The sequence below is a fragment of the Paenibacillus sp. FSL R5-0887 genome (assembly GCF_038002305.1).
Taxonomy (GTDB): domain Bacteria; phylum Bacillota; class Bacilli; order Paenibacillales; family Paenibacillaceae; genus Paenibacillus_AQ; species Paenibacillus_AQ odorifer.
The window spans coordinates 467190-479151 of the sequence record NZ_JBBOCE010000002.1 but is presented as its reverse complement, the minus strand read 5'-3'; the positions used below and the strand labels follow the sequence as shown (position 1 = coordinate 479151).

Annotated in this window: 11 protein-coding genes; 9 read left to right on the top strand and 2 right to left on the bottom strand. The window is 43.8% G+C overall.

Features of this window, described 5'->3' with window-relative positions; translation table 11 throughout:
- The first annotated feature begins 12 nt into the window (after positions 1 to 12).
- From MKY14_RS20035 to MKY14_RS20025, 3 genes are all read left to right on the top strand, one after another.
- Positions 13 to 663 (top strand): ATP-binding cassette domain-containing protein, encoded by a 651-nt coding sequence (locus tag MKY14_RS20035; RefSeq protein WP_076125354.1) that lies wholly within the window; start codon positions 13 to 15, stop codon positions 661 to 663.
- A 436-nt stretch (positions 664 to 1099) separates the two neighbouring features.
- The gene (locus tag MKY14_RS20030; protein WP_076221106.1) at positions 1100 to 1441 is read left to right on the top strand and encodes a hypothetical protein; all 342 of its coding nucleotides are present in this window, start codon (positions 1100 to 1102) and stop codon (positions 1439 to 1441) included.
- A gap of 414 nt (positions 1442 to 1855) precedes the next feature.
- Positions 1856 to 2515 (top strand): YczE/YyaS/YitT family protein, encoded by a 660-nt coding sequence (locus tag MKY14_RS20025; protein WP_248547753.1) that lies wholly within the window; start codon positions 1856 to 1858, stop codon positions 2513 to 2515.
- A 55-nt stretch (positions 2516 to 2570) separates the two neighbouring features.
- Here MKY14_RS20025 and MKY14_RS20020 read toward each other — a convergent pair whose 3' ends face one another.
- Complete coding sequence (locus tag MKY14_RS20020) at positions 2571 to 2987, bottom strand: MerR family transcriptional regulator (protein WP_312148712.1); 417 nt, start codon at positions 2985 to 2987, stop codon at positions 2571 to 2573.
- A gap of 120 nt (positions 2988 to 3107) precedes the next feature.
- Between MKY14_RS20020 and MKY14_RS20015 the strand changes: the two genes are divergently transcribed.
- The 4 genes from MKY14_RS20015 to MKY14_RS20000 all read left to right on the top strand — a co-directional run bounded on the left by MKY14_RS20015 (position 3108) and on the right by MKY14_RS20000 (position 7995).
- Complete coding sequence (locus MKY14_RS20015) at positions 3108 to 4157, top strand: NAD(P)-dependent alcohol dehydrogenase (RefSeq protein WP_280752627.1); 1050 nt, start codon at positions 3108 to 3110, stop codon at positions 4155 to 4157.
- A 569-nt stretch (positions 4158 to 4726) separates the two neighbouring features.
- Positions 4727 to 6127 carry an ABC transporter substrate-binding protein gene (locus MKY14_RS20010; protein WP_340977170.1) on the top strand — a complete coding sequence of 467 codons (1401 nt, stop codon included), beginning with the start codon at positions 4727 to 4729 and terminating at the stop codon, positions 6125 to 6127.
- 78 nt (positions 6128 to 6205) lie between these two features.
- Positions 6206 to 7129: a carbohydrate ABC transporter permease gene (locus tag MKY14_RS20005; protein ID WP_076125342.1), complete on the top strand. Its 924-nt coding sequence runs from the start codon at positions 6206 to 6208 to the stop codon at positions 7127 to 7129.
- Positions 7126 to 7995: a carbohydrate ABC transporter permease gene (locus tag MKY14_RS20000; RefSeq protein ID WP_340977169.1), complete on the top strand. Its 870-nt coding sequence runs from the start codon at positions 7126 to 7128 to the stop codon at positions 7993 to 7995. Before MKY14_RS20005 ends, MKY14_RS20000 begins: the two co-directional genes overlap by 4 nt.
- Positions 7996 to 8209: 214 nt before the next feature.
- Here the strand turns inward: MKY14_RS20000 and MKY14_RS19995 are convergent, their stop codons facing one another.
- Positions 8210 to 9739: a PucR family transcriptional regulator gene (locus MKY14_RS19995; RefSeq protein WP_339247198.1), complete on the bottom strand. Its 1530-nt coding sequence runs from the start codon at positions 9737 to 9739 to the stop codon at positions 8210 to 8212.
- 195 nt (positions 9740 to 9934) lie between these two features.
- Here MKY14_RS19995 and MKY14_RS19990 point away from each other — a divergent pair, with 195 nt between their 5' ends.
- Both MKY14_RS19990 and MKY14_RS19985 read left to right on the top strand, forming a co-directional pair.
- Positions 9935 to 10186, top strand: a complete 252-nt coding sequence (locus tag MKY14_RS19990) for an acyl carrier protein (protein WP_081386479.1) — start codon at positions 9935 to 9937, stop codon at positions 10184 to 10186.
- 11 nt (positions 10187 to 10197) lie between these two features.
- Positions 10198 to 11946, top strand: coding sequence for a CocE/NonD family hydrolase (locus MKY14_RS19985; RefSeq protein ID WP_340977168.1), 1749 nt, complete (start codon positions 10198 to 10200; stop codon positions 11944 to 11946).
- The last annotated feature ends 16 nt before the right edge of the window (positions 11947 to 11962 follow it).

The following is an 11962-nucleotide window of genomic DNA, read 5'->3' as shown; positions in this document are numbered from 1 at the left end:
GAGGGAAGAGTGGTGCGAGGAGCTGAGCTAAAACTTACCGCGGTTGAACTTCTTGCAGATAATGGTCACCTGCTGCTAGGGGATGTGAATCTGGCTTTGCCGCCAGGCTGGTATGGTCTGGAGGGCGCCAATGGCAGTGGAAAAACAGCATTGCTCAAAGCGATAGCTGGTCTATACCAGCCTGTACGCGGCCTGATTACCTATCAGCTTCATGGCGTGACGTTGTCAGGCAATGCTTTCAAGCCTTATCTGGGCTACAAGCCACAGCAGGCAGCGTACTATGACAATATGAATGTCGAGGCATACTTGCGTTATGTGGGTGAGATGAAGCTGATGCCACGGGCAACCATTGAGGAACGATCTCGTGAGCTAAGTGAACGGCTCGGGCTTACTGCCGAGTGGAAAACGCCCATTCAGCGGTTGTCAGGCGGCAACAAGCAACGGCTTATGATTGCTCAGGCGATGCTTGCTGATCCATGGTTTCTGCTGCTGGATGAGCCTCTCTATGGCATGGATATCGAGATTCGTTTCCTGCTGCTAGACACGTTGTACGAAATGACACCTGGCACAGTCGCAATCTTTTCAGGCGCTTTGGAGGGCCTACAGGGAGGTTGGTTGGATGCTGTGATCAAACTTGAAAATGGTACAGCGGCGCTGCACTGATGCAGCGCCGTTTTCTATATTAAATCATCCTGCTGCGGCTGCGAAACTTGCCTGGCGGATAGCCAGACATTTGTTTGAACCATTTGCTGAAGGGGTGGATAGAGTCGGCCTCTAGATGGCTGGCAATGGAGACTCTTCTACTCTTATCATTGGCAAAGAACGGGGAGTTTTGAACACAAATAAAATAATGAGAAGTGACAGATTGCTTGGGTAGTGTTGGGATAATATCAATAATTGGCGAACCAGCCGATGGAATCAATGGCGTGATTTTCTCTTTGAATGGAGATTTTTTGGTACCTTATTGTCAGTACAATCATACAGAGAAAAAAAGGAGGAGAACCCAGAATCATGCACACCAAGAATAAGGGGAAGTACAATGATTTTTCGAGATATTTACGGATAGCCAATTGTTGCGGAAGAAGACGAAACACTTCCCTTGGCTCATCCTGATTTGATGTTGTTTTTGCTTAACACCACAAATGTAATTGATAGTGTTGATTATAGACTGTTCAAAATAAAGGAAACAGCTATCGTTCAATTTTTTGTAACGGACGCATTTAAACAACTAGTGGAACTCCATGACCTTAAGGGCTTAGATTTCTCAGAGGTATACGATTCAGCTTTTACTGCAGAAAAAGAAGAAGAGCAAGAACGTAATTACCAAGCTGCCCTTGATTTCATAGAGCGCAATAAAGGAATTGAAGTTCATATGATGAGGCTCGTTTCCTTATGGAGCAGGAAAAAGTTGTTGCCAGCGGAAAGTGGAGAATGCAACTAGATGAGAATGGGGAGCTATGGCTTGCGAATTTTACACCTGATTTGATTTATTGCTGGGGCCAGCCAATTTATATTCCTCCTGTGTTAATGCTTTTTCAATGGCATGAAGTAGAGAAGTCTGAAATTAACTTATAGAACCCGGTGGAATGAAATATACTCTTATGAAGCTTTATCATCATTTTTAAAAGGCTAAGCGCTGAGCTTAAAGCCATAAGTTAGATTCTGTTAACACTAAAGTTTTACAAAGGCGACTTATCTGCGGACGGGTTGCTTTTGTTTTTTTCAGTTCCCATCAAAACAATATAGTCCTGACCGACCGGCTTATCCAAATCATTGAATACTATCAATAAAGATAACCGTCAAACAATAGAATATATGATATAATGACGTGGTTGTTGTAAGGTGCAATTTTAATATGAAAAATAGGATGGGCAATATGAAGGGTTATCTTTATAACGTGGATAAAAAAAGATTGATTATTATGGTTATCGGCAATGTATTTCTGGGCATGGGAATTAGTATTTTTAAGCTGTCCGGCATGGGGAATGATCCCTTTAGCGGCATGGTGATGGCTCTTGCAGAGTGCGTGGGTATAACATATGCAAATTTTCTGATCTTGCTGAACCTGGTATTGTTTGTAATCGAATTCATCACCGGACGAAGGTATATTGGAGCAGGGACTTTTGTAAACGCAATCTTTTTGGGGTATATCGCTACGTTCTTTCATAGTACTTGGCTATCTCTGTTAGGCGAACCTCAGCTGTTATGGCAGCGGGTGGTCGTCGTAGCGATTGGCGTGGTGGTATGCAGTTTTGGGGTATCCCTGTATCAGACATCGGCTGTGGGAGTCGCTCCTTACGACAGCCTGTCCCTGATTATGAGGGATAACGTCCCGAAAATATCTTATTTTTGGCACCGGATGTTTACGGATGCTCTTTGTGCTTTGATTTGCTTCCTGGCAGGAGGCGTTATAGGCTTAGGTACTCTAGTGTCCGCACTTGGTTTGGGACCCATTATTCATTTTTTTGATGTGAATTTTACGGAGAAGCTGCTGGCAAAAAAGCGTCCAAATTAAGAAAGGCGGGGCAGACCAATCTGCCCCGCCTTTACTGTAATTTGAAGGTCCATTTTTAATGAGTAAATGCACTCTTAATGTTATTTTTTTTATGAACATCTTCCGTGCCGCTATCCAAGGCGGTCTTGTAGTAGAAGCATTTATGGTCTATGACTTCCATCGTTTTTCTCAATTCTTCCATCTGTGCTTCTACAGAAGCTTTCCGCTCCAGGAACATATCATATCTCTGCTGCAAGGTGGAGTCCCCCTCAGAGCACCACTCAATGAAATGTTTTATTTCCTTAATTGGCATCCCGGATGACTTCAGGCATTCAATTACTTTTAAAGCATCCATATCCGTTTCTTTGAAAACGCGTTTCCCGCTGGGGGTTCTTTCTATAAAAGGCAAAAGTCCCTCCTTGTCATAGTAACGCAGGGTATGTGATGTCATATTAAAATATTCTGCAACTTCACTTATGGAGTATGTTTTCATCATCTATCTCCAGTCTTAATTATATTTTATGCTTGACTTAGAGTTAACTTTAAGTAATAACATAGGTTTTGTAAAGTCGGCGTTACAGCTTTTTATATTAACTAGAAGAGAGGTTTCACTATGATAAAGGTTAATGCACGCGCTACATTCAGTCAGGAAGGCCCGTTCAAGCTAACTACAATTGAACGCCGGAATCTGCAGCCGCACGATGTTCTTATAGAGATTAAATATGCGGGCATTTGCCACTCGGATATTCATACAGCCCGCGGGGAGTGGGGACCGGTTAAGTATCCACTTGTTCCAGGGCATGAGATCGCCGGTATTGTCAGCCAGGTCGGTTCCGAAGTTACAAAGTACACAGTTGGCGATCGTGTAGGGGTAGGTTGTATGGTTGATTCCTGTGGAGAGTGCAGTAATTGCCAGAAAGGTGAGGAGCAGTATTGCCTGAGTGGAAATACGGGCACCTATGGAGCTATCGACCGGCATGGTCACTATACTCAGGGCGGATATTCCACGCACATCGTTGTAACAGAAGACTTCGTAGTCCGGATTCCTGATGCTATTCCGCTTGACGCGGCTGCACCGCTTTTGTGTGCAGGAATCACCACCTATTCACCGCTGCGCCATTGGGGAGCCGCTCCCGGCAAAAAAGTAGCGGTAGTGGGTCTTGGCGGGCTTGGACACATGGCTGTGAAGATTGCTCATGCCATGGGAGCTGAGGTTACTGTGTTATCACAGTCACTGAAGAAGAAGGAAGACGGATTGCAATTAGGAGCGGATCATTATTATGCGACCAGCGATCCGGAGACATTTAAGCAGCTTGCCGGTTCATTCGATCTTATTGTGAATACAGTAAGCGCACAAATTAATATTGATGCTTATCTTTCACTTCTGGCATTGGATGGTACATTAGTCAATGTTGGTGCGCCCGCTGATCCATTGGCAGTTAACGTATTCTCGCTGATCGGCCACCGCCGTTCGTTTGCCGGATCGATGATTGGCGGAATCCGTGAAACGCAGGAAATGCTTAATTTCTGCGCTGAACATAATATTGCTTCTGAAATCGAGGTCATTTCTGCTGACCGGATTGATGAAGCTTGGGAGCGTGTGCTTGCTTCAGATGTCCGTTACCGGTTTGTCATCGACATCAGCACGATGGGGAACGAATAAGAGACGCCTTCATTCTTGACCTCGGTTCGTGGCCACAACCTCAAGAAATTCGATAACATAGCGGGAATTTGCTAAGGAGCTGGAAATCTCACGCAGTTATGTTTCGAGAAGAGAAAAAAGGCGTTGTTGCATACAGCAGCATATGTGTATAAATGCTAAATAGGCAGAGCAGTGCTTCTACCATTGGGGTAGGAGGACGGCTCTGCTTATTGTCGTTGCTGCAATTGAATATTTTGGTTCAGCTGATTCTGCCGTTTTTATGAAAAAGATGATTCTTTAAAGGTTGGAATTTTTAAAAATCAGGTTGAAAAATGCTATTTTCCCTAATAGAAAATCATGACACAATAACAATAAAGCGCTTACTTCATTAAAACATCCCAAGTTCATGAAGACTCTATACCACTTTTTGAAAATATTTACGATATTAAAAGTCGTATCTGCTGGCCGAAATTTCGGATTCCAAGCAAAGGTTGAAATTATTAAAAAAGTTGGTACTAAACGTTTAACTCAATAACTTAAGGGGTCAAACGGTTAGACATATCTATGTAATTATGAAGGGGGAGAGGGAAATGAAAGTAGGTAAAGCATTCGGGGTAGGTATTCTTTCAACTGCACTAGCGTTAAGTGTCATTGGCTGCGCGAAAGACGAGACAAACACAGTAACCAAGGCATCTGATGCACCCAAAGCATCTGAGAACGCAACCTCCAAGCCTGAGGGGAAGGTCAAAATTATCTATTCGATGTGGGGAAGTGCGGAAGAGGGAAATGTAACCCAGGGAGTGGCGGATAAGTTTAATGCTTCTCAAGACAGAATTGAAGTAGAAGTACAAGCAATTCCTTGGGAAAACTACATGACTAAGCTGAATACAATGGCTACGGCAGAGCAATTGCCTGATACAGGGATGCTCAGAGAAGATGGGGTCGTTCAGTGGTCTACCCAAGGCATGCTGAATGATGTAAATACAATGTACGAAGGAAGCGACAGCAAACCACTGGATAGCTTAGCCTACAAATATCAAGGGAAAACCGTAGCCTACGCGGCTGCTAATGAAATCTTACTCCTCTATTACAACAAAGATATGTTTGACAAAGCCAATGTACCCTATCCCCCAGCCGCTTTAGACCAAGCGTGGACATGGGACGAATTTGTAACAACAGCAAAGAAGCTGACCCTTGATAAAAATGGTAAACATCCTGATGAGAGTGGCTTTAATGAGCAGAGTATCGTACAGTTTGGCGCATCCGTTGAAAACTTACCATGGCAGCTTGAGACCTGGGCGCTTGGTAATGGTGGAGGGTTCTATTCGGGTGATGGGACTGAGGTGAGAATTGGAGAAGACGCCAGTATAGAGGGAATTCAGAAGGTTGCAGATCTTTACTTGAAGGATCATGTTGCTCCGTTGTCTGTCGGACAGACTGATGATGGCATTCAACGAACCATCATCGCGGGAACTGTTGCCATGGCTACTAACGGTGCGTGGAACGTGGGAACTAGTCTGAATACGGCCAAGAATGAAGGCTTGAACTATGGCGTTGCAGTATTGCCTTACATGAAGGAAAAGGTTACCCTCAACACGGGTGGCGCCAATGTCGTCTTCTCCCAGACTAAGCATCCAAAAGAAGCGATGGAATGGCTGAAATGGTACAACTCAGAAGAAAATAACTGGGGCCTCATTAGCTCGGGGATCTGGATGCCGACGCTGGAGAAGTGGTACACGGATGAGACCCTTACCCGTAAATGGGTCGAAAATCCTAACTTCCCTGTTTATGACGAATATAAATCTGCAGTAGTCGACTATGCGCAATCACCTGCTGTGAAGCCTGCAGCGTGGTTCTATACGAATCATACGACAGAGTTTAACACCTTGCTCGGGTCGGTTCTAGGGGATGTATGGACTGGAAAGACGACCGCTAAGGATGCTATTTCTAAAAATCTCGATGCGTTGAAAGCAGCCCATTCAGGCAATTAGTAAAGTTCGTAAAAGACTGGCCGCTGCCAAGCTCACACACGCGGCGGCCATATTATGATCTTCAGGTGGGAGATAGAGATGGAAATGATTAATAAATCTCCGAAACGTCGTTCACGTATTCATGCAGGTGAGGCACGAGCCGCGTATATATTATTGATCCCTGCCTTCATTGGGCTGATCTTTCTAACGTATCTACCTCTTATTGGGGTGCTTGGGATCAGCTTAACGAATTGGACGGGACTTTCAGACCCCAAATTTGTTGGCTTCGAGAATTATATTAATCTATTTACCACTGATCCTTATATTAAAGATTCGATTATCGCTACGGTCTACTTTGCCGTCTTATCGGTAGTTGGAGGCATGATTTATTCACTTTTTATTGCGATGCTACTGAATCGTAAAATTCCGGCAAGAGGGTTTTTCCGGGCTGTGTTCTATGTACCGTACGTTTTGCCGGCAGCCGCAATATATGTAGGATGGTCCTGGTTATACGAAGCTAATTTTGGATTTTTTAACTTTATTCTCTCTGAGATGGGTTTGAACAAAGTTTCTTTTATCGCAGATTCCAGCTATGTCATTCCATCCCTATCCTTGATTTCGGTTTGGCTGTCAGGTAACTTAATTGTTATTTTCTTAGCTGGGCTGCAAAATGTTCCGGTCGTCTACCATGAAGCGGCTGAAATGGATGGTGCGAATGGATGGAAACGATTCTTGCATATCACTTTACCGTGCATGTCGCCCATTATCTTTTACAATTTGCTAATGAGCTTGATTGCCAATCTCCAAATTGTTACGCCGGCTCTTTCATTAACGAATGGGGGCCCGGGTAATTCTTCACGCTTTTTAACTTATCTGATGTATGATCAAGCTTTTGTAAATTATAAATTGGGGTATGCTTGTGCGACAACAGCCGTTATTTTTGTTATTCTTGCAGGCTTTACTGGTGTATTATTCAAAACCTCCAACCTATGGATCTTTAATGAAGGAGGCGATGACAAATGAGTGTAGCCTCATACGGAAGATTAAAGAGCAAAAAACGTAATAATCAATGGATGAACCTGATCTCGTTTGTCATTGTTATTTTTTTTACTATACTCGTGCTCTTTCCAATCTGGTGGATATTTCGCACGTCGCTCATGTCGAATGCCGAGATATACCAGTATCCGCCTTCACTGCTGCCAGGAAATTGGTTGTTTTCAAACTATGCAGAAACGCTAGAGATCTTTAAGTTTTGGAAATATTTATGGAACACTATGATTATTATTGTACCCGCCTGTTTGGCAGGAACCTTTACAGCGACTTTATGCGGTTATGCCTTTGCAAGACTGCGTTTTCGGGGCAAAAAATTGATTTGGGCTCTTTGTGTCGGTTCGATGCTTCTACCTGCCATGGTTACACTTATTCCGCTATATATTGGGTGGACGAGAGGTTTAGGAATTCATGACAGCTATCTGCCGTTGATTTTGCCTTATTTCTGTGGTGGCGGGGCTTTTAATATCTTTTTGATTAGGCAGTTTATCATGTCTATTCCGAGAGAGCTTGATCAAGCAGCAACGATCGATGGCGCTGGATATTACCGCATTTTGTTCAGCATTATTATGCCGGCCATTAAATCTGCGATGATCGTCGTCGCATTATTTATCTTTATCGGTTTATGGAATGATCTACTTCAACAGATGATTTACATAAACTCAAGCGATAAGTATACGATAGCCTTGGGACTAACCGCCTTTAGAGGCCAACTAAAGCAGGACTGGTCGCTGACGATGGCGGCTACGTGTATGTCCTTTGCGCCGGGTGTCATTTTTTATCTGATTGGTCAAAAATATTTCGTAGAAGGAATCACGTTGACAGGACTGAAAAATTAGCTCCAATGGCTAAAGATAGCGCACTGTAATCTGCTCTGAAGTATTAATGGGGGCACCTTTCTGCTAAGGCTTAAGTTCCGAGCCCAGCGGTATAAGGTGCCCTTTATTTGTGCTGTAAAAGCTTCTACAGATTATGAATAAAGTTATATAGGTTTGCTGGGGTGAGTCCTCTCTTTGAAATGGAACGTCCATACAAGCTCCTCGAAGATTAGTTTTATTTATGTACTTCGTATTTTAAGTTCAGAAAATGAAATGTCAATTGCAGTTTGAGACGAATATCACCGTTGCTTAAGTCTAATTGGAAAAGCTCCCGGATCCTGTTGATACGATAGAACAAAGTGTTTCTATGGATAAAAAGAGCTTTTGCCGCAAGAGCTGGAGTATCCACATACTGAAGATAGGCTTCAAGGGTAGGCAGCAAACTTGTTTTGTGGGTATGGTCATAAGCAATAAGCTTCTGAATAACCGGATGACAGAAATCAGCAAGATCATGATGTTCAGATATGATTTTTCCAATATGCTCACAGAGATATTCCTCATACACATAGATTGACTTGTTAAAGTCAAGTTGGAGTCCTAAGTCGATGGCAGCCAGACATTGTTTGTAATATTTTCGCAAAAAATTTAATTGACTGAAGGAGTCACTCATTGAAGCAGTCAGACTATTTACTTGCAGAAACTCCAGAATCCGTTCTTCTTTAGTAATTATTTCGTGGGATGAATCGGTGAGAGAGATTAGAAATACAATGCGCCCTTGAAAAACGATCCAACGGTTGTTTGGCAGGAATTGACTTAGATGCTGCGCGACCAGTTGAACTTTTCCCTCAAAAAAACCGTTGTTTTGGTCAATTAAGGTCAACACACGCAAGTTAGAGGACAGCGGCCACTCCATATGAGCCAAGCGCATTGCAATGACATTAGCATCATAGAGATCACCAGTAAGGAGTTCGGTAAGCAGAAAGCTATGAACCATTCCTTGATTGGATTTATAGAAATCACTCTTCTGCAATTCTACCGAAACCAGCTCGCAAAGAAATTTTACTAGTTCAAAATCAATATCAGTAAATTCACGATCAAGCTCCATAACACTAACCTGTGCAAATTCTATACCGTGGACGTACACAAAAGCTGTAATCCAACCGTTCTTGGTCTCGGGATCACGAGAGTAATAAGGAAAAAGAGCCATCCGGGTCCGCTCGTATAAATTGGATTTCTTCATGCTTTGAATATTTCGGTCAAGGACATAACCTAAGTGTCTCTGTTGTTCAATATCAGGTCGGCTGGGAATAGGTGCTTGACACATAGCGAGTAATTTATAGCCAGCATCAACAATGATAACCGGATTACCAAAGATGCGGGTGGCTTCATTCGTCATGTGCTGCAATCCTTTGTTGGAGTTAAGTGCGGAGATAAGCGTGTGCATATGCTCAATAAGCCGATTCTCATGAGCAAGGATAGTAGAGATTTTCTCTGAAAGATCAAGCAAATCCAGTTCATTTGGCAGAAGGGTAAGGCAAGTATAAGAATCAACAGATGCGTCACAATCCTGAATACAGAAAAGTGGGGTGTCTGTTGGAAAGTCCCTTGGTATATCTGAAAGCTTGCCTAAATAGGCAGTGTCAGTCTTGAATACGGAGCAGGGTCGCAGGATAGCAAATTCGTTAATCTCTTTGGTTTGTAATGCCTCTTCCGGCCAGGCAAGACAACAGTCGCTAAGTTTTCTGATGATCTTTTGAAGATTCACGAGAACAGCCTCCAATAGCACTAGGAACCTTTGTGCAATTTTACAAAACTTTGTTGAAATAACCGATCACGATTAAGTTGCAGTACATGGGAGATAACGCTCTCATTATATATACTGAAATTATCACATGCAGCAATAAATGACACTTTAGCTTGAAAATGTGTGATGAGCTGTATTCAACAAGGAGGGATTGTATTGGAATTACGTGAAGAAATTTATGCGAAGCTGGTGGAAAGAGCTTCGCCTTTATTCGGGAAGAAGCCGGAGGATTTGTCGGAAAGTCTTTCATTTACGAGTGATTTACAGGCAAAATCTGTGCATTTTTCGCAGATCACTACTTTCTTGGAGGACGCTTTTAATGTTGAAATTCCATATATGAAATTTCGCCGGAAACAAACCATCGCTGAGGCTGTTGATTATGTGCTGGAAATTTGCGAGAACGGATAAGGAGAAGGACAATGAACAAATTTTTTACAAAGAAAGAAATGTTTCAGGGCGAAGAGCTTGAGAGTATTTACCGTGTGGCCCGTCGGCCTGTTAATAAAGAGCAGGATATTGATCTTTCTGCAAGTGAAAATCCAATGGATGCAATGGGACAAGGTTTCTGTCCTCCCTTCAACCAACGAACATACATTGCGGGTGAAGGCGTGATCTGTCAGCAAGACGTACCCGTTAAAATGCGTGACGGGGTGACTATCTACTGTGATATATATATGCCGGAAAACCGAATAGACAAGATTCCTGCACTAGTTTCCTGGAGTTTTTTCGGGAAAAGGCCAGGAGAAGGAATGAGTGAGTGGCAGATTATGGGCGTTCCTCCGCAGACCGTATCCAAACTCGCAAAGTTCGAGTCTCCGGACCCTATGTATTGGTGCCGAATGGGTTACGCCGTTGCCAACGTTGATACTCGCGGTGCAGGTCATTCCGAAGGTGATGTAAGCATGTTCAGTCGTCAGGATTGTGAGGATGGCTATGATTTTATCGAATGGCTGGGTGTTCAATACTGGTGTAACGGTCGAGTGGGTATGGGAGGAAACTCTGGTGTAGCCATGACCCAGTATCGTGTAGCAGCTTATCAACCTCCCCATCTCGCCTGTATAGCCCCGTGGGAAGGCACGACTGATGTGTACCGGGAAGCAATTTATGAAGGGGGCATCCCAGCACTTAGCTTCAATGAATTCATCGCAGCTTCGGTTACGGGGAATGGCGGTGTCGATGATCAAGTGGCTATGGCACGGAAATATCCTTTAATGAACGGTTACTGGCGTGACAAAATTCCTGATTTCAGCAAGATTACGATTCCGTGTTACTGTACCGCCGGCTGGAGTCATTTTCATCTGCGTGGTTCAATTCAGGGCTATCGTAAAATTAAGACGAAGCAGAAATGGCTGCGCGTACATCGCGATTTTGAATGGGCAGATGCTTATGATCCTTACAATCTTGAGGACCTGAAGCGCTTCTATGACCGCTACCTGAAAGACATTCATAATGGCTGGGAATTAACCCCCCGTGTCCGGCTTGATGTTATGGATGCTTTCGATTGTGATTACCAGGTACAGCGCAAGGAAAAAGGATTTCCTCTGGAGCGAACTCAATATACACGTTACTACCTGGATGCGGCCAGCATGAGCATGCAAGAAGGTCCTGTTTCTGCCGCATCCGAAGTAACTTACGACTCGGACAGTGGAGAAGCAATCTTTGATATGGAAATTAAAGAGGATACTGAGCTGACCGGTTATATGTTTTTACGGCTTTATGTTGAAGCAGCCGGGCATGACGACATGGATCTTTTCATTAATATTCAGAAGGCTGATGGAGAGGGCAATTGGATTCCCTGGCATGTACTGGATGAGCCGCATCCCGGAGCATGGGGTAAGATTCGTGTTTCGCACAGAGAGCTTGATTCAAAGCTTAGTACCCACTATCAGCCTGTGCTTTCTCACGAACGTGAGCTGAAGCTCACTGGGGGAGAGGTAGTTCCGGTGGATATCGAAATTGTACCTTCCAGCCGGATCTGGCATAAAGGTGAGAAACTGCGGGTGCAGGTGGCAGGCCGCTATATCCGGGAGGGTTGGTTCGAGCCTCTAGCGTGGGACACAGACAATAAGGGCAGACACATCATTCGCACTGGCGGGGAATATCAATCCTTCCTTCAGGTACCGGTAATTCCGCCACGTTATCAATCTGGTGAATATATCTACCGTTAGATATGGAGGAAAGTCC

Coding starts and splice junctions, on each gene's coding strand:
- MKY14_RS20025 (WP_248547753.1), top strand. CDS start 1,856: ATGAAAAATAGGATGGGCAATATGAAGGGTTATCTTTATAACGTGGAT.
- MKY14_RS20020 (WP_312148712.1), bottom strand. CDS start 2,987: ATGAAAACATACTCCATAAGTGAAGTTGCAGAATATTTTAATATGACA.
- MKY14_RS20015 (WP_280752627.1), top strand. CDS start 3,108: ATGATAAAGGTTAATGCACGCGCTACATTCAGTCAGGAAGGCCCGTTC.
- MKY14_RS20010 (WP_340977170.1), top strand. CDS start 4,727: ATGAAAGTAGGTAAAGCATTCGGGGTAGGTATTCTTTCAACTGCACTA.
- MKY14_RS20005 (WP_076125342.1), top strand. CDS start 6,206: ATGGAAATGATTAATAAATCTCCGAAACGTCGTTCACGTATTCATGCA.
- MKY14_RS20000 (WP_340977169.1), top strand. CDS start 7,126: ATGAGTGTAGCCTCATACGGAAGATTAAAGAGCAAAAAACGTAATAAT.
- MKY14_RS19985 (WP_340977168.1), top strand. CDS start 10,198: ATGAACAAATTTTTTACAAAGAAAGAAATGTTTCAGGGCGAAGAGCTT.